General features: G+C 57.7%; 16 protein-coding genes. 10 read left to right on the top strand and 6 right to left on the bottom strand.

Going from position 1 to position 19,493, the window contains the following annotated elements; all coding sequences use genetic code 11:
- Window positions 1-24 precede the first annotated feature (24 nt).
- From AOA59_RS22940 to AOA59_RS22920, 5 genes are all read left to right on the top strand, one after another.
- Window positions 25-1,389 carry a DUF1329 domain-containing protein gene (locus AOA59_RS22940; protein ID WP_163005439.1) on the top strand — a complete coding sequence of 455 codons (1,365 nt, stop codon included), beginning with the start codon at window positions 25-27 and terminating at the stop codon, window positions 1,387-1,389.
- Between the two features lie 352 nt (window positions 1,390-1,741).
- On the top strand, window positions 1,742-2,794 hold the full coding sequence (locus tag AOA59_RS22935) for a WD40/YVTN/BNR-like repeat-containing protein (protein WP_371919085.1): 1,053 nt from the start codon (window positions 1,742-1,744) through the stop codon (window positions 2,792-2,794).
- A 14-nt stretch (window positions 2,795-2,808) separates the two neighbouring features.
- Window positions 2,809-5,184 carry an RND family transporter gene (locus AOA59_RS22930; protein WP_065930039.1) on the top strand — a complete coding sequence of 792 codons (2,376 nt, stop codon included), beginning with the start codon at window positions 2,809-2,811 and terminating at the stop codon, window positions 5,182-5,184.
- 599 nt (window positions 5,185-5,783) lie between these two features.
- Entirely contained in the window at window positions 5,784-6,539 is a 756-nt protein-coding gene (locus AOA59_RS22925) for a class II aldolase/adducin family protein (RefSeq protein WP_065930038.1), read from the top strand.
- A gap of 101 nt (window positions 6,540-6,640) precedes the next feature.
- A complete protein-coding gene (locus AOA59_RS22920) occupies window positions 6,641-6,937 on the top strand; it encodes an SCP2 sterol-binding domain-containing protein (protein ID WP_065930037.1) in 297 nt (98 codons plus the stop codon).
- Window positions 6,938-7,285: 348 nt separating this feature from the next.
- Here AOA59_RS22920 and AOA59_RS22915 read toward each other — a convergent pair whose 3' ends face one another.
- Both AOA59_RS22915 and AOA59_RS22910 read right to left on the bottom strand, forming a co-directional pair.
- The gene (locus AOA59_RS22915) at window positions 7,286-8,722 is read right to left on the bottom strand and encodes a coniferyl aldehyde dehydrogenase (protein WP_099489162.1); all 1,437 of its coding nucleotides are present in this window, start codon (window positions 8,720-8,722) and stop codon (window positions 7,286-7,288) included.
- A gap of 54 nt (window positions 8,723-8,776) precedes the next feature.
- Window positions 8,777-10,009, bottom strand: coding sequence for an amino acid deaminase/aldolase (locus AOA59_RS22910; protein ID WP_099489161.1), 1,233 nt, complete (start codon window positions 10,007-10,009; stop codon window positions 8,777-8,779).
- Between the two features lie 262 nt (window positions 10,010-10,271).
- Here AOA59_RS22910 and AOA59_RS22905 point away from each other — a divergent pair, with 262 nt between their 5' ends.
- Window positions 10,272-11,069: an SDR family oxidoreductase gene (locus tag AOA59_RS22905; protein ID WP_099489160.1), complete on the top strand. Its 798-nt coding sequence runs from the start codon at window positions 10,272-10,274 to the stop codon at window positions 11,067-11,069.
- A gap of 499 nt (window positions 11,070-11,568) precedes the next feature.
- Window positions 11,569-12,057 carry a DUF4019 domain-containing protein gene (locus AOA59_RS22900; protein ID WP_099489159.1) on the top strand — a complete coding sequence of 163 codons (489 nt, stop codon included), beginning with the start codon at window positions 11,569-11,571 and terminating at the stop codon, window positions 12,055-12,057.
- 122 nt (window positions 12,058-12,179) lie between these two features.
- On the opposite strand, the gene deoC is transcribed toward AOA59_RS22900, so the two are convergent.
- Window positions 12,180-12,863, bottom strand: coding sequence for a deoxyribose-phosphate aldolase (deoC, locus tag AOA59_RS22895; protein WP_099489158.1), 684 nt, complete (start codon window positions 12,861-12,863; stop codon window positions 12,180-12,182).
- A gap of 127 nt (window positions 12,864-12,990) precedes the next feature.
- Here deoC and deoR point away from each other — a divergent pair, with 127 nt between their 5' ends.
- Window positions 12,991-13,749, top strand: coding sequence for a DNA-binding transcriptional repressor DeoR (gene deoR, locus AOA59_RS22890; protein ID WP_099489157.1), 759 nt, complete (start codon window positions 12,991-12,993; stop codon window positions 13,747-13,749).
- Here deoR and AOA59_RS22885 read toward each other — a convergent pair.
- The 3 genes from AOA59_RS22885 to rbsK are packed head-to-tail and all read right to left on the bottom strand — an operon-like array spanning window position 13,746 to window position 17,066.
- Window positions 13,746-14,792 carry an aldose 1-epimerase family protein gene (locus tag AOA59_RS22885; RefSeq protein ID WP_099489156.1) on the bottom strand — a complete coding sequence of 349 codons (1,047 nt, stop codon included), beginning with the start codon at window positions 14,790-14,792 and terminating at the stop codon, window positions 13,746-13,748. The genes deoR and AOA59_RS22885 overlap by 4 nt on opposite strands.
- Complete coding sequence (gene fucP, locus AOA59_RS22880) at window positions 14,789-16,117, bottom strand: L-fucose:H+ symporter permease (protein ID WP_017135709.1); 1,329 nt, start codon at window positions 16,115-16,117, stop codon at window positions 14,789-14,791. Before fucP ends, AOA59_RS22885 begins: the two co-directional genes overlap by 4 nt.
- 28 nt (window positions 16,118-16,145) lie before the next feature.
- Entirely contained in the window at window positions 16,146-17,066 is a 921-nt protein-coding gene (gene rbsK, locus AOA59_RS22875) for a ribokinase (RefSeq protein WP_069787505.1), read from the bottom strand.
- A gap of 207 nt (window positions 17,067-17,273) precedes the next feature.
- Here rbsK and AOA59_RS22870 point away from each other — a divergent pair, with 207 nt between their 5' ends.
- Both AOA59_RS22870 and AOA59_RS22865 read left to right on the top strand, forming a co-directional pair.
- Window positions 17,274-18,470: a multidrug effflux MFS transporter gene (locus AOA59_RS22870; RefSeq protein WP_065930026.1), complete on the top strand. Its 1,197-nt coding sequence runs from the start codon at window positions 17,274-17,276 to the stop codon at window positions 18,468-18,470.
- A 105-nt stretch (window positions 18,471-18,575) separates the two neighbouring features.
- On the top strand, window positions 18,576-19,433 hold the full coding sequence (locus AOA59_RS22865) for an SDR family oxidoreductase (protein WP_099489155.1): 858 nt from the start codon (window positions 18,576-18,578) through the stop codon (window positions 19,431-19,433).
- Window positions 19,434-19,493: the final 60 nt, after the last annotated feature.

The raw sequence follows: 19,493 nt of genomic DNA, 5'->3' as shown, positions 1-19,493 counted from the left end.
AGATACTGCTTGCGGAGATTAACGATGTTTAAAGTAGCCTCATTGTTGAGCATGGCCATGATGCTCGGGACTGTTGCCGTCACCGCTCAGGCGGCAGTTCCTGCGCAGGAAGCGCAGCAACTACGTACGGTTTTAACGCCATTAGGTGGAGAAAAGGCCGGGAACGCCGATGGCAGTATCCCCGCGTGGACGGGTGCCGGCGTAACCCCACCGACCCCTTACAAATCTGGCGACCATTACGTCGATCCGTTTCCACAGGACAAGCCGTTGTTCACCATAACTTCCGCTAACCTGGCGCAATACAAGGACAAGCTGACGCCCGGCCAGATAGCGATGTTCAAGACGTATCCCGACAGTTATCAAATGCCGGTTTACCAGACTCGACGTACCGCTAGCGCCCCACAGTGGGTTTATGACAATACCCTGAAGAATGCGACCACCGCGCAATTGCAAGAAGGCGGCAATGGTTTCACCGATGCGTTCGGCGGTATCCCCTTTCCTATACCAAAGAGCGGCGTCGAAGCCGTCTGGAACCACCTCGCCCGTTACCGCGGAACCCATTTGGTCCAGCCACTTAATGAGGCTTCCGTAGAGGCTAACGGTAACTTCACTATGTACAAATTCCAGCAGGAAATTCTGTTCAATTATTATGATCAGACGTCCAACTATGCGGACTTGAAAAACGTCATGTTTCACTATTTCAGCACCGCCATCAGCCCTCCGCGAAGTGCTGGCGAGGTAGATCTGGTCTATGAAACCATGGACCAGGTCATGGAGCCACGGCTGGCTTGGGCTTATGAACCAGGCACCCGTCGAGTCAGGCGCGCGCCTACGCTGGCTTACGATACGCCCGGCGATAACGACGGTATTATGACCCTCGACAGCAAGGACATGTTTAATGGATCACCCGACCGTTTTGACTGGAAATTGATCGGGAAAAAGGAAATCTATGTTCCCTATAACAATTACAGAATGATTGCCGCCGGCGTTACCTACAAAGATCTGTTCAAACCCGGTCACCTTAACCCGGCTTACACCCGTAACGAGTTGCATCGTGTATGGGTAGTGGAAGGGACGCTTAAGAAAACGGCGCGGCATTTATATTCCAAGCGCACCTTGTACTTTGACGAGGACAGCTGGCAGATCGTCCTGGCTGATCAATACGATGGGCGAGGGGAGTTGTGGCGCGTGTCGATTGCTTATCTGATTAACTTCTACAACCTGCCCACTATCTGGTCGGCCGTGGACGTGTTTCACGATCTGCAGTCTCGTCGCTACGTGGCACAGAAGATGGACAGTGAAGAGCCGCGCAGCATTGACTTCGACCAGCCCAACCCCTCAAGCGATTACTTCAACCCTGCAGAATTAAGGCGGCGTGGTACGCGCTGACTGAGCGGTTGTTAGCAACGACAGTTCGCAGGCTTAACGCCCCGTTCTTGGCCCAATACCTGGGTTTGTGGGCGGCCGTGCCTGCGGGCTGATCGCATTGGGTTTAACTGGCCTTCGTCAGTGGAACAGGGATGGATATTCAATGACATTCAGAACACTTCCGTTTAGCCGCCGTGCTCATTCTTAAGTTGGACTGAAATTGAGGTTTCACGAGCGCCATAACGACCGTTGGGCACTGCTGGATTAAAGGTTCTCATCGCCTCTCGGCATACAAAACCAGGCGATATGAACCTGGCTTTCAAGAATGGATGACTCAATGAATGAATGTTTAAACAAGCGAGCTCGGCTCAGAATGAGTGGGGTATTCGGCTTATCACCAGCGTTAAACGTTCCGCCTTGCCTAATTGCTGTCTTGCTGCTCATGGTCTTCACGCTATTGGCTTTCAATGTGCCTGTTGCCGCCGCCAGCGACAGCATTGAAAAAACTCAGGGCTCGTCTGATTCCATTGAGTCCGCCAATGCATGGCGCAATTTATTGCTCGACGTGGTGCATGCTGGCGACCGACTGGTGGCCGTCGGTGATCGCGGGCATATCGTTTTTTCTGACGACCAGGGCGGCCATTGGATTCAGGCATCGGTCCCGACTCGGCAAATGCTCACGGCGGTTTACTTCATTGATGCCAGACGCGGCTGGGCGGTAGGCCATGATGCACAGATCCTCGTGAGCGTTGACGGTGGAAGCACTTGGGCCCGTCAGTTCGAAGACCTCAAACGTCAGGCGCCCTTGCTTGACGTCTGGTTCAAGGACGCGAACTACGGCTTTGCCGTGGGTGCTTACGGGATGGCGATGGCAACCAGCGATGGCGGCCAGCACTGGAAGGACATCAGTGATCGATTCGACAACCCCGATCAGCTCCATTTCAACGCGATCACAGCAGTCAGGGACGCCGGGCTATTCGTGGTCGGAGAACAGGGCAGCATGTTTCGCTCCTACGACTCGGGGCAAACCTGGCAGCGTGTCTACGGGCCTTACTCCGGCTCGCTGTTCGGCGTAATCGGCACGGGCCAGCCGGCAACCCTGTTGACGTACGGTCTGCGCGGCAATCTTTACCGTTCCATTGACTTCGGCAGCAGTTGGGCACCGATAGCGCTTGAGGCCAACCATGGCCGCTTGGAGTTCGGCCTGTCCGGCGCGACTTTGCTGGTAGACGGTTCGCTGGTGATTGTCGGCAACGGTGGCAGCGTGATTCGCAGCACGGATGGAGGGCGGACCTTCAGCGTGTTTAACCGGCCCGACCGGATATCGTTGTCCGCGGTGACATCCGCCGGAAGCGGTCATCTGGCGCTAGTCGGTCAGGGCGGTATCCACATCACCACGCTGAACGGCGCTGAGCTGGGTCAATAACAGGAAACGCAGAAATGTCCATGAGCAGTCAAGACGGGGCGACGTTTCTCGAACGCCTGATTTTCAACAACCGTCCGGTAGTCATCTTTATTTGCCTGTTGGTGAGTGCGCTTTTGTTCTGGCAGGCCACACTGATTCGGCCGTCCACCAGTTTTGAAAAAATGATCCCGCTCAAGCACCCCTTCATTGAGAGGATGATGGAGCATCGCGACGACCTGGCGAACCTGGGCAACACGGTACGTATTTCGGTGGAAGCCAAGGATGGCGATATTTTCACGAAGGCGTACATGGAGACCCTGCGCCAGATCAACGATGAGGTGTTTTACATCGCTGGCGTCGACCGCTCGGGGCTCAAGTCGCTGTGGAGCCCCAGCGTGCGCTGGACTGAAGTCACCGAAGAGGGCTTCGCTGGCGGTGAGGTGATTCCGCAGAGCTACGATGGCTCGCCGCAAAGCCTCGATCAGTTGCGCAATAACGTGCTCAAGTCCGGGCAGGTAGGGTGGCTGGTGGCCAACGACTTTAAGTCGAGCATCATTGAAGTCCCGTTGTTGGAGTCTTATCCAGACCCCAACGACCATGGCAAGTTGCTGGCCCTGGATTACCAGACGTTTTCCCATGACCTTGAAGAGAAGATTCGCAGCAAGTTCGAAGTGCAGAACCCCGACGTGCGCATCCATATCGTCGGCTTTGCCAAGAAAGTCGGTGACTTGATCGACGGTTTGACCCTGGTGCTGCTGTTCTTTGGTATCGCATTCATCATTACTCTGGTGTTGTTGTACTGGTTCACGCGCTGCGTATACAGCACTGTCGCGGTACTGATAACCACCCTCGTGGCGGTGGTCTGGCAACTGGGGCTGATGCACGCTGCCGGTTTCGGCCTGGATCCTTACTCAATGCTGGTGCCATTCCTGATCTTTGCCATCGGCATTTCCCACGGCGTGCAGAAGATCAACGGTATCGCCTTGCAATCGAGTGACGCCGATAACGCCCTGACGGCCGCACGCCGAACTTTCCGCCAATTATTTCTGCCGGGGCTGATCGCGATCTTTGCCGACGCAGTGGGGTTTATTACCTTGCTGATTATCGATATAGGCGTGATTCGGGAGTTGGCAATTGGTGCGTCTATCGGTGTCGCGGTGATTGTCTTCACTAACCTGATTCTGCTGCCGGTCGCCATTTCCTATGTTGGCATCAGCAAACAAGCTATCGAACGCAGCAAGAAGGACGCGATCCGCGAGCATGCCTTCTGGCGTCTGTTGTCCCGGTTCGCCAGCCCCGAAGTGGCGAAAGTGTCAGTTATCCTTGCGTTGATCGCGCTCGGCGTCGGCCTTTGGTACGGTCACGACCTGAAGATCGGCGACCTGGACCAAGGTGCCCCGGAGTTGCGCCCGGATTCGCGCTACAACAAGGATAACAACTTCATTATCGACAATTACTCCACCAGTTCCGATGTGCTGGTGGTGATGGTCAAGATGGCGCCCGAAGCGTGTTCACGTTACGCGGCGATGGCGCCCATCGATGAACTGATGTGGAAAATGCAAAATACTGAGGGCGTGCAATCGGCGATCTCCCTGGTGACGGTGGCCAAGCAAATGATCAAGGGCATGAACGAGGGCAGCCTGAAATGGGAAACTCTTTCGCGCAACCCTGATGTACTGAACAGCTCCATTGCCCATGCCGACGGCCTGTATAACGCCGATTGCTCCCTTGCCCCGGTGCTCGTGTTCCTCAACGACCATAAAGCGCAGACGCTTGAACGCGTGGTACAGGCCGTCAAGGACTTTGCCAGGGCGAATAACAAGGACGGCTTGGAGTTCATTCTCGCCGCCGGAAACGCGGGTATAGAAGCGGCTACCAACGAGGTGATCAAGGCGTCGGAACTGAGCATTCTTGTGCTGGTGTATGTCTGCGTGGCAACTATGTGCATGATTACATTCCGCTCTTGGGCGGCAACGCTGTGTATCGTACTGCCGTTGGTACTGACCTCGGTACTGGGGAACGCGCTGATGGCGCTCATGGGAATTGGCGTCAAGGTCGCGACGTTGCCGGTTATAGCGCTGGGTGTAGGGATTGGCGTGGACTATGGCATTTACACGTACAGTCGATTGGAAAGTTTTCTACGCGCCGGGTTGCCGTTGCAGGAGGCTTATTACCAGACGCTGAAATCCACCGGTAAAGCAGTGCTATTTACCGGGCTCTGCCTCGCTATCGGTGTCTGCACCTGGATTTTCTCAGCCATCAAATTCCAGGCCGACATGGGGCTGATGCTGACCTTCATGCTGCTCTGGAACATGGTCGGTGCGCTGTGGTTGTTGCCCGCATTAGCACGATTTCTGATTAAACCCGAAACGTTGGCGGGCAAGAAGAAGCGTTCGCTGTTCAGCCACTGAGTCATCGGGGGGCGTATCGCTGATGAGCTGGGTGAGCAGTTGCTGAGCTATACGGTCCATCCCGGACGGCTGCACGGGGATCGGTGTTCAAGGCGCGGAAATGACGGCCCAGGATTCTGCTGCGCGGCTATTTCAATTGATAGCAGCGCGCCCTGATCCTTCAATGTCTTACAGCTTGGAGCATGAGCAAGCGCAAACCCTACCTTGGTAACAGGCCAGTAATTCATGTTTGAGCGTCCGGGGTACACCCCATGCGTAGTTAAACGGCCACCCACTCATGCAGTCAGAAGTCGCGAGATGATCACCCTCTTTTCTAGTGCGCGCTTGGGTGTAACTAGCACGGGGACGAAGTCCGGCAGAGTTACGGGTGATTAATCCTAGTAAATCGGTGACCACTTGCGGATCACGTTGGCGTTGATTGCGTGATGGATGGCTACGCTGGCGCTGCAACGGCGAACTCACGTGCACGTGTAATTCTGAGTCAATGCTGACCTGAAATGACTCCCGACTGTCCCTTTGAGCAACGAGGAGGTTCTGGGTCTGGCTTTATGCTTGCCGTGCGGAACTGACAATAAGAACCACACGGTAAGGAGATTCAAATGCACATCCCTTCGCTCAAGGCGCAAGTGAGTGAGCAGGAGTGGCAGCTGCGATGTGATCTGGCGGCATGCTATCGACTGGTTGCGTTATATGGCTGGACGGACATGGTCTTTACGCACATCAGTGCCCGTGTTCCAGGCCCGGAGCACCATTTTCTGATCAACCCGTATGGGCTTCTGTTCGAGGAAATCACAGCGTCTTCACTGGTGCTGGTGGATCAGGAGGGTAATCAGGTTCGCGAATCCGGGTTCAATGTGAACCGAGCGGGTTTTGTCATCCACAGTGCGGTCCACGCCGCGCGCAACGATGTGCAGTGCGTGCTGCATACGCACACGCGCACGGGCGTTGCCGTGAGCGCACAACGTGCCGGCGTGTTGCCGGTGTCGCAGCAGGCGTCATTCGTCCTCAGCGGGCTTGGCTATCACGATTACGAAGGGGTCGCCCTGCGTGATGAAGAGAAGCCGCGGTTGCAGGACGACCTGGGCCCGAATACGTTCCTGATGCTGCGCAACCATGGGCTGCTCACAGTGGGCCGAACCATCGCCGATGCGTTCCTGGCGATGTACATGTTTGAGAGTGCCTGCCAGATCCAGATCAGTGCGCAGGCCGGTGGCGACTTGCTGAGCATTGATCCGCAGATCCTCAAAGGCGTGGCTGACGCAGCGCGGGTGCAGACCGAAGGTTTGGGGGGCGGCTTTGTCTGGCCTGCATTGCTGCGCAAGCTTGATCGCCTGGATACCCGCTACAGGGACTGATTGACGCCCTTGCACGATGTGCCGTTCGACCTCCCGGCGCAGGTCCGGGAAATCATGTTTATCTATCCCAAGTGCTTTGAGCACTGCATTGGAGTTTCAATATGGAATACCTCACCGAAGTGACCGAGAAATTCAAGTTGTCTATCGCCAGCGGCCCTGTTCCCGCTACTAGCCTGAAAGTGCACCTCAAGGACATAGGGTTCCTTTGCGTGTCGGGCAGCACGGTGTCGAACGACGATATCGAAGCCGATACCACCATCGCCATTTCACGCAAGGATTTCGAAAGCCTGGTGGCGGGCAAGTTGAATGCACCGGTGGCGTTCATGCAGGGCAAGATCAAGATCAAGGGCGATCCGGGTGCCGCCTTGCAATGGCTGCCGGTATTTCAACGCGGTTGAAGACAAGCCATGGCGATCGGAGTCGCCATAGTCCCAGGTCCTCAATAGCACCGACAGTTCGGTGATATTGAGGACCTTTTTGCTTTATGAGGGGTTTCGGCTCGCCATGCCTGCTGGGCTTTCTGCTCCAGCATAGGGGTTTGCGTGGAAGGCGGGGCGAAGGATGGTGAAGTCACTGGCCCGTGACGCTGCTCCAGGGCGAGCGCCTGCAACGCCTGCCTGGACGCACCATAACTGGCGATCCCGGGGAAGGGTATGCGTCATGCTGCATACCGTCCCCGGTAGATGCCTGCGGAATTGAACAGAAATTCAAGCTCACGCATCTGCGGATTTTTCAGGGGTGAAGCGTTATTTCCCCAGCATCAGACGCGTGATCAAACGCGTCAGCTTCCCGTAGGGGGCTGCGATCCGATGTGACATGTTGAAACGGCTCAGTTTGAATACGCCGCGGGCATGGGACATTTGCACAAAACCATCAAAACCGTGATAAGCCCCGGTGCCGCTTTCGCCGACCCCGCCGAATGGCAAATCTTCCTGTGTGGCATGCAGCATCGTGCCGTTGATCGTGACCCCGCCGGAGCGGGTCCGGTCCAGCACATGTTCAATGCTCGTTTTGTCATGGGCAAAGCAGTAGAGCGCCAGGGGCTTAGGTCTATCGTTGATCAGTTTTATGGCGTCATCCAGCGTGGCATAACCGATAACCGGCAGGATGGGCCCGAAAATCTCCTCACGCATGACCGTACTGGTCAAAGACACATTGGTCAGGATCGTGGGTGGGATTTTGCGCGCCTGCTTTGCGTTGTCATCGTTCGGCTGCCAGACCTTGGCGCCTGTAAACACGGCCTGCTCGATCATGTCATCGAGCCGTTCGAAGTGACGTTGGGAGATGATTGATGTGTAGTCCGGGTTAGCGCTGATGCTTGGGTAAAGCGCGTTTGCCGCTTCCTGCAAAGCGGCGGCGAAGGTATCGACCAAATCGTCGGGCACCAGAACGTAGTCCGGCGCCACGCAGGTCTGGCCAGCGTTGAAGAGTTTGCCGATGGCAATGATTCTTGCCGCTTTTTCGAGAGAGTAATCGCGGCAGTACACGACTGGCGATTTACCGCCCAGCTCAAGCGTGACCGGTGTCAGGTTGACAGCGGCGGCCGCCATCACTTGGCGGCCGATGTGTGTCGAACCGGTGAACAGCAAATGATCGAAGGGCAGGGTGCTCAGATGGGCTGCCACTTTCGGGCCACCGGTGACAACGGCAACCTGATCTTCCGGGAAGATCGCGCTGATCAGTTCCTTCAATAGCTCAGCGGTATGTGGCGTCAGCTCCGCCGGTTTGATGATTGCGCGGTTACCAGCTGCCAACGCTTCGATCAACGGGACCAGTGTCAGCGTTAACGGGTAGTTCCAGGGCGCCATGATGCCGATCACGCCCAATGGTTGATAGACCACTTTTGCGCTCGCGGGTTTGAACGCCATCCCTACCTTGCGTTTCTGGGGGCGCATCCAGCCTTTGAGATGCGCACGCACATACTTGATGCTGTTCAGAATCGGCATCAGTTCGCCTAGCTCGGTTTCGCTGAAAGAGCGGTTGCCGAAGTCCAGGGAGATTGTTTCCAGAAACCGCTGTCGGTTGTTTTTGACCATCAGCTCTAATTTTTTCAGCGCTTCGATGCGTTGCGGGTAGGACGGTGCGCCATTGACACGCACAGCGCGCTGCTGGGAATCGAATATGGACTGCACCGCGTTGGCTGGATCCAGTAGCGAGGGATTTGAAAGGGTTATCTGGTTCATTGTTATTTTCCGGTAGCGATTCGCAATGGGGCGGGGTGGGCAACTGGCTGCATGTCAAAAGAAGCTTTTTCTTTCGCCTCGGTAGGTCAATACCTTATCGATGACCTTGCCATCCTGGATAAGCAACAGCTCATTGAACCGCTCGCACAACTCACCGGCCTTGGCGTGCCGAAACAAGATCGGCTCGCCAATCGAGGGCGCGGTCGCGAGAGAATGGCGCAACGGTGTCTGCACTTCACCGACGGACTCGTTGGGGATCAGGCTGCAACCCGCAGGCAGCCACGGCAGCGGCAAACGATCCAGACCCATGGGGCCGGAGGCGATGTAGCCCCCACCCGAACATGTCACTACACCTGGCTTGGGCACTCGCGTAATGGGTAATGCAAAGCCTGCCGCAGGGAGCGCTTTGAACGCTTTGTAGTGATCGAACAACGTAGGTGCATATAGCCCGGAGCCTGCAGCCAACTCGGTGACCGATGCGTCTTCACGCGTACTTTCAAAACTGCCGGTGCCACCACCGTTGACGAAACGCAGGGCATGCCCATCCTTTTTCAGAGCTGCAACCACGTCCCTGCGTCGTGCATTGACCTCGCGGATCGACTTGCGCTTGAGGTAACGGATCACCGCATTTTTTAACGCCTGTCCTGGTATATCGTCCATCAGGCCTGCGATTTGTCCTTCGTATCCCATCAGCCCCTCCAGCACTACTCCTTGGCGTTTGGCGATGAAGCGCGCAAGGGCCAGCCCGGTCGGCACGTCATGCACCGGTGAGCGGTGTACGCCGAAGTAGACACCCGGAAAACGCGAGGACATATCCAGATCCATGGCTAGCGAAATCACCACGCCTTCTTCCCTTGCGATCTGGCTGATCTTGATTACCTGTTCCGTGCAATCGACCATCAGCGTAATCGATCGGCCCTTTTTTATCTGAGCTGCAGCCGCCCTGATATCGGCCGGCTCAACGCTGGGGTAGGCCACAACAATATCGTCGAAGCCTTCGCTGGCCAGCCACGCGGCTTCACCCACCGAATAACACAGCAAGCCTTGCATGAACGGTCCGGCCTCAAGGATCCGGCGAATGATTTGTACTGAACGCACTGACTTGGTGACCAACCGCACAGGCAGGCCGCCTGCACGCAACCGCAGTCGTTCAAGGTTGACGGAGAATTGGTCGAGATCGATGAACGCGGCGGGCAGTGGCTGATCGGCCAGGGCATCGCGGTAATAGAGATAGTCGCGAGACGGTACTTCAAGGCGTGTTGTTGTTTTTGTTTCTACACGGCTCATGGGGTGCTCTCTGGATGAAACATAGGGTTTTGGCGAGAAAATACGGCGCCGTATGGGGCAAGAATATAGGGGGCGGGTGACGACCACCTAGGCTATAGATGGCCGCCAATGGGTCGGAACAGGCCAGCCCACTCGGGCATGCATGGCCGCTACAGACCCGAAACTGGCCTTGGGGCCTGTGCGGGTATTTCCGGGCGGGCCCCTACACTCATCCCTGGCACGCAGTGCTCAATAATGGATAACAAGAACTGAGGTGGAAGGCATGCGTTACGCACTGATTACGGGAGCATCGTCTGGGATTGGCGCCGAGCTCGCCCGGTTATTCGCGCGGGACGGCATCGGCGTAGTGCTGTGTTCCAGTCCGCGTAGTCGTGACAAACTGCAGGCGTTGGCCACGGAGTTGAAACGACTGCAGTCGATCGACGCTTACGCTCTGTGTGAGGATCTGTCGTTGCCGGGAGCGGCAGAGCGCTTGATTCTCCAGGTTAATGAGTTGGCACTGCCGATCGAATACCTGGTTAACAACGCGGGTGCCGGCATTGTTGGCCAGTCTTTTCAAGACCACGACGCCACTCAGATGACCGGCATGTTGCAACTGAACGTCGTGACCCTGTCGCAACTGACCTTGCACTATGTGCAACCGATGATCGAGCGTGGTCGCGGCCGCATACTCAATCTCAGTTCTTCGGCCGGGTATGTGGTTCCCCATGGTCTGGAGGCGGCTTACGCTGCCTCGAAGGCCTACGTTATCAGTGTTTCCGAAGCCTTGGCCCATGACCTGCGAGGCACGGGCGTAAGCTGTACCCATATTGCCCCTGGGCCAACACGTACCAACTTCTTCCATGCCGCAGGGTTGATCGATGAGCGCCGTATGGCCAAGCTTGGCTACAGCCAACCGCACGACATCGCGCTGATTGGTTATCGAGCCATGCACGCGGGTCGAACGGCGGTCATACCGGGCATCAGCAATAAATTTGTCACTTGGATGGCCCGCATTTCACCGTCCAGAACCCTGACCGGGATCATTTCTGCGTACGTGGTTTCGCGCACTTTAGATTGAGCCTGACTGCGCGCCATGACTAGTCCAAGGCGTGTTCAACCAGAACGGGCAAATGCGCCGCAAAGCGCTTCTGCGCTGTTGCTTGTGGAGGAGGGCGCGCCCTAACCCGTGTGCCTTGCAGGTTCTGCGGCACTGGCAGCGCGAGCGTCATTGAAGGCGGCCAGCGTGGTCTGGATCTGCACAAACTCCCGATTAAAACCGGAAAAGAAATCAACGAGCGGCTCGGTTGATTAGGTTAAGTACTCGAACAACCAGCTCGGCTCTAGCACGGACATATAATTTAACATAATATACATTATGCGTAACACGATGTTACGTAATCAGGAGCAGTACGCGTCAGATTTGGAATCAGCTACTCCAGGTTTTTCACCTTCTCACTCATCGCTGCCACTGGACTGCTTAAGCGCCTCAACCTCATCTTTTTAAAGCACCACATGGCAACGCCTTTACGCATGATCTTTACTCGTCCCAACGCCACCTGTGTTCAAGGAAGATCTGCATGAAGCTCTATGCCGCCGTATTGCTCGCCGCTGCGTTGCTTGGCGGTTGCGATGTGAGCCTCAACAAACCATCGCCCAAGGTCGTGGCCTCCGATCCCGGAACCCCGCAGCAGCAACACCAGGTATTCGACAGCGCCGCTGCGTTTCTCATGCTGCTTGATGCCGGCGAACCTGCTAAGACCTGGGCAGCCGCGAGCCCGGTTATGCAAGCGAAAACCTCTGAGCTTGCGTGGGTGGCCGGGCTCAAAACGTTGCGTCTCGGACTGGGTTCGTTACAGGCGCGAAAACCCGAGAGCATTGGCTTTATTGTTGATCTGCCCGATGCGCCTGCAGGACGCTATGCAGTGATCGAGTTTGCCTCGACATTTGCCACCACCAACGTCAAAGAGAAAGTCATTTTTCGAGACGACGACACGCGCTGGGGGGTCGTGGGCTACTTTGTGCATAAGAGCGTCACCTTTGGCGGTGATGACAAGAACGCGCCCTAGCCTTATAGCTGAGGTTTTTTAGGAGGTTGTTCCTACACGGGTGAACTAGCCTTCTCCTTTTTTTATATCCGTTAGACATAACTCAACTAAATATACATTTAGTTGAGTTATATAAACAGTCTTCAGTAACTACCCACCGCCGCCATATCCCCACCCACAATCGCAACCCCCGAGCTGCTGCCCAAGCGCGTAGCCCCGGCCTCAATCATCTTCACCGCCGTCGCATAATCACGTACGCCGCCGGACGCCTTGACCCCAACGCCAGCGCCTACTGTCTTGCGCATCAAGGCCACGTCTTCAAGCGTGGCACCACTGCGGCTGAACCCCGTGGACGTCTTGACGAAGGCCACCCCCAAATCCCGGCAGATTTCGCAGGCCTGGACCTTCTGTTCGTCGCTGAGCAGGCAGGTTTCCAGGATCACCTTCAACGGCACGGCGCCGCAGGCTTTGTGCACCAAGGCGATGTCTTCGCGCACGGCCTCAAGCAGGCCGTCCTTCAGCCAGCCGATATTGAGCACCATGTCGATCTCCCCTGCCCCGGCGGCTATCGCCCGTTCGGCTTCAAAGGCCTTGGTGTCGCTCAGGCCGGCGCCCAGCGGGAAGCCCACCACCGCACAGATCACCACGCGATCGTCGCTCAGGCAGGACGCGGCGTAAGGCACCTGCCCCGAGTTCAGGCATACGGAATAAAAGCCGTGCGCCTGCGCTTCCTCGCACAGGGTGCGAATCTGTTCACGGGTCGCATCGGGGGCCAGCAAGGTGTGATCGATGTACTTGGCCAATGCTGCGGGTTGAAGCGTATTCATATAACGTGCCCTTGCCTGTATGTTGCCAATGGTGGTGTGCCGCGTGTTGCGGCGCTCACATTAAGCGTTACAATATTCACAATTAATGTTACTTAGTTAACACAAACAATCAAGCCCTGGAATGCCCGTGGACAGTAAAAAAGCCGAGCGACTCAAGCTTATCCAGCAAGCCCTGCAGGACCAGAGCGCCATTCACCTGCGGGAAATGGCGGCGCTGCTGGATGTTTCCGAGATGACCCTGCGTCGCGACCTCAGCCACTTCAGCGAGCATTTTCGCCTGCTCGGTGGCTACATCACACGGGTCGGCAGTGAGGCCGGTGATTACCGGGTCGCCGACCAGGGCACGCGTCACGTCGAAGAAAAGCGCCGCATCGGCAAACTCGCTGCGCGGTTGATACAGCCCGGTGACACGGTATTTTTCGACTGCGGCACCACCTCGCCGTTTGTGATTGATTTCATTCCCGACGAGCTGGAATTCACGGCGGTGTGCAGTTCGTTGAACGTGCTGCTCAAGCTGCAGAACAAGCCCAACTGCCATATCGTGTTGTGCGGTGGCACCTTTCACCGCAAGAACCAGGTGTTTGAAAGCAGCGCCGAAAGCAGCATTCTCGACAGCGTGCGTCTCACGTGGGCCTTTGTGACGGCAGCGGGCGTCAGCCAGGAATTTGGCGTGACCTGCTTCAATTTCAATGAAGTCGAGGTCAAGCAAAAAGTCCTGCGCCAAGCCCAGCAGCGTGTATTGCTGGCGGACTTCAGCAAGTTCGACACGGTGCGCACGGCGCACTTTGCCAGCCTTGCAGACTTCCACTACGTGGTCAGCGACAAGAAAATCCCCCCAGCCTACAAAGACGCCCTCCAGGCCAGCGGCGCGCAATTGCTGGTTTAACCCAACAACATCTGGCGCTCCCGCGCATTCAAATAGCCGGTGGTCACGCTGAACGAAGCGCTGGCCCCGGGCGCCAGTACCCGCAAGTGGCCTTTGGCTTTTTCGGCGGCATAACCTTCGGGTTCACAGGTTGACGGCAGTACGAACGCCGCCACTTGCTGGTCCGGCGAGTGCAGGATCCAGCGTGCGGCGTGCTCGAACTCCTTGGGGCGATAACGGGTGTAAAACGCCGCACCATTGGGGTGGTCCAGCAGAAAATGCGCATGGCCAGTGGCATCTGCGCCCACATCGTCGAAGAAAAACACGATTTCAGGGTCGTATAACGCCGGTGTATCGAGACACGCCAACTGCGCCGGATGCTCGGCCAGTTGCGCCATATACGCGCTCCAGTCCGGCGTTGGCTTGACGTGGTCCGGCACGCTGGTGCGCAGGCGCAAGCGCTGCATCCCCAGTGGCTCGACAAACTGCGCGCCGGCCACATAGGCGTAATTCATGTGGGCCATATACATCAGTTCCATGGGCTTGCCGGCCAGATTGGTGACGTCCAGGTCGATATCGAACAGGGCCGAATCGGCGCGTAGTGTCACGCTTGGGGTTGCCCTGTAGCGATCGCCAAAGCCCTTGGCATATTGGTAGGTGCCACCCAGGCGCACGACGCCCTCGCCGGTTTCCAGCCAGGCCGTGTCCATGGGCGCGCAGGGCATTTCGCCGTGCAAGGCATGGGTGTCATCCGGCGCCGGGCAGCCGTTGCGCAGCAAGCCACTGTGAAACATGAAGCAGCCGTAAGTGTCGATTATCGTCGGGCTGGGCCTTGGCTGCTCGAAGAGGTTAGTCATGGTCAGGTCGCAACCGTCGAACACCGCTGACCAGATCACCTGTCCCTGATAAGGCAACACCACCAGGCGTCCACGGCTGTTCTCCAGGCTCACGGCCAACACGCCGGACGGGTAAACCCAGGCACTGACCTTGAAGTCGTCGGATTGCAGCAGGACCTTTTCCTGCTCGCTGAACAGCACCGGATACAGCGGGATACGCGCGTTCATGAGGCCACCGCCGCGGCACCCGACGGCACGCTGTCCGACTGGCGCATACACTTGAGCGCATACATCACGATCACGATAAAGCACAGCAACGGCACGCTGTAGGCCAACTGCATGTTGCCACCGCTGGCGTCAGACAACAGGCCCTGGAAGATCGGAATCACCCCGCCGCCGACAATGCTCATCACCAGCAGTGAACCGCCGACACCCGTGTCTTCACCCAGGCCATCGATGGTCAGGCCGTAGATGGTCGGCCAGCACGGGCCGAGAAAAATGCTCACGCCAACCGCCGCATACACCGCGGAAATGTTCGGCACCAGGATGGTGTAGGCCAGCAGCACAATGCACAGCACGCCATATATCGCCAATACCCGGGCCGGGTGCAGGCGGCGCATCAGCAGGTTGGCGATCATCTTGCCGACAAAGTAGGCGGCAAACGTGGTCAGCAAAAACCACGACGCGCTGCGCTCATTCATGCCGCCCATTTGCATGGCCAGGCGAATGGTGAAACTCCACACACCAACCTGCGCGCCCACGTATAGAAACTGCGCGAGTACACCAAAGGTAAAGCGCGGGTTGCGCCACAGTCGGCCCAGGCTTTGGCGCAGGCTGCCGGATTTATTGTCGACGGGCTTATTGCCCTTGCAGGCCGGGAAGCGGGTGATGGCGATCAGGATAAACATCAGCACCAGTACGGCGATCATCCACTTGTAGGGCAACAGCGTGGACTGGATCATCTGCAACTGCTGCACCGCCGCCTCGGAGGCGCTCATTTGCGTCAGTTGCTCGGTGGTGGCATCGGTGTCCTTGAACATCACAAAGCTGCCCACGTACACCCCGGCCATGGCGCCGAACGGGTGAAAAGTTTGCGAGATGTTCAAGCGCCGCGTCCCGGTTTCCCGTGGGCCCATCAGGGTTGAATAGGTGTTGCACGCGGTTTCCAGGAACGACAGGCCCGCCGCGATCACAAACAGCGCCAGCAGGAACATGCCGTATTTGGCGGTGGAAGCGGCTGGGAAGAACAGCAGGCAGCCCAGCATGTACAGCAACAGGCCGATCAGAATCGTGCTTTTGTAGCTCAAGCGGCGCACCACCATCGCGGCCGGAATCGCCACGAAAAAGTACCCCAGGTAAAACGCCGACTGCACAAAGGCGGTCTGGAAATCGCTGAGCAGAAAGGCTTTCTTGAAGTGCGCGATCAACACGTCGTTCATGCTCGCCGCTGCGGCCCACAGCGCAAAGATGCTGCACAGCAGGATAAAGGCGAACCAGGGCGTGCGGTTCAGATAGAAGCCATCGGGTGTCTGTTGCAGCGCAGGTTTGTTCATTATTGTTCTCCGGGCTGGGTTGAATGTATTACCGCTGTTGCTGGAAACGGGCGAACGCTTCGGCGTCGGGATAGGAGGTCTGCGTACCCAGCGCTGTGACCGAACAGGCCGAATATGCCACTGCCTGCTCCATGGCCTGGCGAATAGCGCCGTCGCGGCTCCAGTGCTGGATGAAACAACCGATAAAGGCGTCACCGGCGCCGGTGGTGTCACGGGCAACTACCCGCTGGCCAGGCACCTGGAACTCGCCCTCCGCGCCCACGTAAAGCGCGCCGTGCTCGCCGAGGGTGACGATCACGTGGCGAATACCGCGGGCGACCAGTGACTGTGCGGCGCTGCGGGCCGAGTCCGGCGAGTCCACGACTTTGCCTGCGATCAACGCCAGCTCCGATTCGTTGGGAATCAGGAAATCCAACTGCGCCAGGTGCTCGGCGCTCAAGTCGGCCAGGGCCGGTGCCGGATTAAGCAGCACTGCAATGCCATGGCGGCGGGCGAATTCGATGGCGTAGTAGACCGTGTCCAGGTTGATCTCCAGTTGCAGCACGATCAGCGTGCATTCACGCAGGTCGGCAGCCGCTGCCTCGATATCCGCCGGCAACAAATGCGCGTTCGCGCCCTTGACGATCAAAATGCTGTTATGGGAATCGGCCCGCACGAAAATCGGCGCCACGCCGCTGGAGACGCCCGGCACCCGCTGCACATAACGGGTGTCGATGCCAAAACGCTGGAAGTTGGCCAGGGTGTTGTCGGCGAACATGTCGTCACCGACCTTACTCAGCATCAGCACATCCGCGCCAAGCTTGGCCGCCGCCACCGCCTGGTTGGCGCCTTTGCCGCCACACCCCAAGGCAAAGCCCGGCGCTTCCAGGGTTTCGCCCTGATCCGGCATGCGGTCGATGTAAGTAATCAAATCCACCATGTTGCTGCCGATGACTGCGATCTTGCCCATTGCTATCTCACCTTGTTGCGGCACGACCAGGCAGGTCGTAGCGCTCTTGTTTTGTTATTTAAATAACATTAAGTGTGATTATTCAATCTTTATTTTATGAAGATCCTTCAAGCCGCAGGAAAATGTAGCGTCTGTGTAAGCATCACCTTGTGTGCCCAGGTACAGCTCACTAAGCTGGCCGATCTTTTGCTTTGACCCGGAACCCCCATGTCTCGAAGTATTGCCCACCTGGCCTTGTTGCTCGGGTTGATCACCGCCATTGGCCCTTTCGCCATCGACAGCTATCTGCCTGCGCTGCCCACCCTGGGTGCCAGCCTGCAGGCGTCGCCGGCGGCCGTGCAGATGAGCCTCACGGTGTTCTTCATGATCATTGGCGTGTGCCAGTTGTTCTACGGGCCTATCAGTGATGTGTACGGGCGCAAGCCGCCGATTTACGCGGGCCTGGCGATTTTCGCGGTGGCCAGCGTCGGCTGTGCGCTGGCGCCGACGATTGAAGTGCTGATTGGGTTTCGTGCCCTGCAAGCCTTCGGCGCCTGCGCCGGTATGGTGATCCCGCGGGCGGTGGTGCGTGACCTGTACACCGGCCACGAAGCGGCGCGCCTGATGGCCCTGCTGATGCTGGTGATGAGTGTTTCGCCGATCCTCGCGCCCCTGGCCGGCAGCGTGGTGATTTCACTCTGGAGCTGGCGTGAAGTGTTTGCGGTGCTCGCGGTGGTTTCGCTGTTGTGCCTGGTGATGACCTTTGTGCAACTGCCCGAAACCCATCCTGCCGAACGCCGCCTGGGCAAGACCCTGGGCAGTGCGATCGGCAGCTACGGCGCCTTGCTGCGCGACCCGGTATTTACCGGCCTGTCGGTGGTGTGCGGGTTTGGCCTGGCGACGTTCTTTGTGTTTATCGGCAGCGCGCCATTCGTGTACATCGAGTATTTCGGCCTCACGCCCACGCAATTCAGCCTGTGTTTTGCAGTCAATGCCGCGTCGTTCTTCGCCATGAGCCAGCTGACCGCACGCCTGAGTGCGCGTTTTGGCCTGGCACCGCTGATTCGCGGGTCGGTGATCGGCGTGGCGGTGGTCATGAGTGCGCTGGCCGTCACCACCTTGTGGAGCGACAACCTCGCCTTGATGATGGTGCTGCTGTTTATCGGTTTCGGTTTCCTCGGACTGCTGCTGCCGGCCGCCGGGGTGTTGTCCATGGAGGATCACGGCGCAGTCGCAGGTTCTGCGTCGGCGCTGCTCGGTGCTATCCAGATGATCACGGCGGCCGTGTCGATGACGCTGGTTGGCGTGTTTGCCGACCATACGCCTGCGCCCATGCTGGTCGGCATTGCGCTGTGCGCGGTGGCGGCGATGCTGGTGACCTTGTGGACCCTGCGCCGTTTGCCGGCTGATCTGGCGCGTGCTTGACGCGTGGCTGACGCCATTCGTCGGGGCCGTCGCCGATCCGTTACAACTATCCCGGGCGGCAAAACAACTAACTCCATAGGCCCCTCAAGACCTATGGAGACTGAAATGACCGACTACCCTCGCCCACCCTTCGCGCCTCAAGCCCAGTCCGTGCCAGGCACCCAGAAGAAAATGGACCCGTACCCCGACTGCGGCGAGAAGAGCTACAAAGGCTCCGGCCGGTTGGCCAACAAAATCGCGCTGATTACCGGCGCCGACAGCGGCATTGGCCGCGCGGTGGCCATCGCCTTTGCCCGAGAAGGCGCCGATGTGGCCATCGCGTATCTGGATGAGCATGAAGACGCCCGGGAAACCGCGCGCTGGGTCGAAGAAGCCGGGCGCCAATGCCTGTTGTTGCCGGGCGATATCGCGCAAAAAGCCAACTGCCAGGCGCTGGTGGACAAGACCGTCGAGCAGTTTGGCCGCATCGATGTGCTGGTCAATAACGCCGCATTTCAAATGACCCACGAAACCTTCGAAGAAATCGAGGATGAAGAATGGGTCAAGACCTTCGATATCAACATCACCGCGATGTTTCGCATCTGCAAGGCAGCCCTGCCCCATATGAAAGCCGGCAGCTCGATCATCAACACCAGTTCGGTCAATTCCGATATGCCCAAGCCAACCCTGCTGGCCTACGCCGCCACCAAAGGCGCGATCGCCAACTTCACCGGTGGCCTGGCGCAGTTGCTGGGTGACAAGGGTATTCGCGTCAACAGTGTGGCACCCGGGCCGATCTGGACGCCGCTGATTGTAGCGACCATGCCCGACAAGGATGTGCAGAGCTTTGGCAGCGAAACACCGCTCGGCCGGCCAGGCCAGCCTGTGGAGGTGGCACCGATCTATGTGCTGCTGGCCTCGGACGAAGCCAGCTATATCTCCGGTTCACGCTACGCCGTTACCGGCGGCAAACCGATTCTCTAACTCGTTGCGACTATGTGGCAACGGCGCTCTTGTGGCGAGCAGGCTTGCCACAGGGGGGCT

Origin of the sequence: Pseudomonas sp. 2822-15, from assembly GCF_002742515.1 — a bacterium.
GTDB lineage: Bacteria > Pseudomonadota > Gammaproteobacteria > Pseudomonadales > Pseudomonadaceae > Aquipseudomonas > Aquipseudomonas salomonii.
The sequence above is the reverse complement of the archived record's forward strand: the minus strand, read 5'-3'. Positions and strand labels throughout refer to the sequence as shown.

What these genes read in the sequence shown, in the direction of transcription:
- AOA59_RS22940 (WP_163005439.1), top strand. Translation starts at nt 25, where the DNA reads ATGTTTAAAGTAGCCTCATTGTTGAGCATGGCCATGATGCTCGGGACT.
- AOA59_RS22935 (WP_371919085.1), top strand. Translation starts at nt 1,742, where the DNA reads ATGAGTGGGGTATTCGGCTTATCACCAGCGTTAAACGTTCCGCCTTGC.
- AOA59_RS22930 (WP_065930039.1), top strand. Translation starts at nt 2,809, where the DNA reads ATGTCCATGAGCAGTCAAGACGGGGCGACGTTTCTCGAACGCCTGATT.
- AOA59_RS22925 (WP_065930038.1), top strand. Translation starts at nt 5,784, where the DNA reads ATGCACATCCCTTCGCTCAAGGCGCAAGTGAGTGAGCAGGAGTGGCAG.
- AOA59_RS22920 (WP_065930037.1), top strand. Translation starts at nt 6,641, where the DNA reads ATGGAATACCTCACCGAAGTGACCGAGAAATTCAAGTTGTCTATCGCC.
- AOA59_RS22915 (WP_099489162.1), bottom strand. Translation starts at nt 8,722, where the DNA reads ATGAACCAGATAACCCTTTCAAATCCCTCGCTACTGGATCCAGCCAAC.
- AOA59_RS22910 (WP_099489161.1), bottom strand. Translation starts at nt 10,009, where the DNA reads ATGAGCCGTGTAGAAACAAAAACAACAACACGCCTTGAAGTACCGTCT.
- AOA59_RS22905 (WP_099489160.1), top strand. Translation starts at nt 10,272, where the DNA reads ATGCGTTACGCACTGATTACGGGAGCATCGTCTGGGATTGGCGCCGAG.
- AOA59_RS22900 (WP_099489159.1), top strand. Translation starts at nt 11,569, where the DNA reads ATGAAGCTCTATGCCGCCGTATTGCTCGCCGCTGCGTTGCTTGGCGGT.
- deoC (WP_099489158.1), bottom strand. Translation starts at nt 12,863, where the DNA reads ATGAATACGCTTCAACCCGCAGCATTGGCCAAGTACATCGATCACACC.
- AOA59_RS22885 (WP_099489156.1), bottom strand. Translation starts at nt 14,792, where the DNA reads ATGAACGCGCGTATCCCGCTGTATCCGGTGCTGTTCAGCGAGCAGGAA.
- fucP (WP_017135709.1), bottom strand. Translation starts at nt 16,117, where the DNA reads ATGAACAAACCTGCGCTGCAACAGACACCCGATGGCTTCTATCTGAAC.
- rbsK (WP_069787505.1), bottom strand. Translation starts at nt 17,066, where the DNA reads ATGGGCAAGATCGCAGTCATCGGCAGCAACATGGTGGATTTGATTACT.
- AOA59_RS22870 (WP_065930026.1), top strand. Translation starts at nt 17,274, where the DNA reads ATGTCTCGAAGTATTGCCCACCTGGCCTTGTTGCTCGGGTTGATCACC.
- AOA59_RS22865 (WP_099489155.1), top strand. Translation starts at nt 18,576, where the DNA reads ATGACCGACTACCCTCGCCCACCCTTCGCGCCTCAAGCCCAGTCCGTG.